Source organism: Pseudoalteromonas sp. T1lg88 (assembly GCF_002964765.1).
Lineage (GTDB): Bacteria > Pseudomonadota > Gammaproteobacteria > Enterobacterales > Alteromonadaceae > Pseudoalteromonas.
Genome location: NZ_PQCF01000029.1, coordinates 1 through 415, shown reverse-complemented (window position 1 = coordinate 415; position 415 = coordinate 1). Strand labels below are relative to the sequence as shown.

The following is a 415-nucleotide window of genomic DNA, read 5'->3' as shown; positions in this document are numbered from 1 at the left end:
CAACTTATTGCTGCAGATAGGCAATGAAGTTATTACTGTAGCCAACCTTCTTTATCAATGATGGCGTAAGTGTGTATGCGTTAGATGGCATTCAGTTTGCTGATGGTACGCAATGGGATGTGGATACCATCAAAGCCATCGCGATTAGTGGTGATGAAAATGCCAACACGCTGAATGGTTACGCCAGTGATGATGTAATAAATGGTCAGGCTGGCAATGACTACTTGTATGGCCACAATGGGAATGACAGTCTCGATGGTGGGGCTGGTAAAGATAACCTGTATGGCGGGTATGGCGATGACGTGCTGCGCGGTGGTACGGGAGCGGGGGATTATCTCCGTGGCGAGGCCGGGAATGATACCTACCTGTTTGCCAAGGGGGATGGCAATACCACGATTGACAATTACGACACTGT

1 protein-coding gene is annotated in these 415 nt (G+C 48.7%); it reads left to right on the top strand.

Annotated elements, in window-relative coordinates; translation table 11 throughout:
* Positions 1-71: 71 nt before the first annotated feature.
* Positions 72-415, top strand: a 344-nt coding sequence (locus tag C2M34_RS16000) for a calcium-binding protein (RefSeq protein ID WP_442792784.1), incomplete at its 3' end; no start/stop codon positions are given.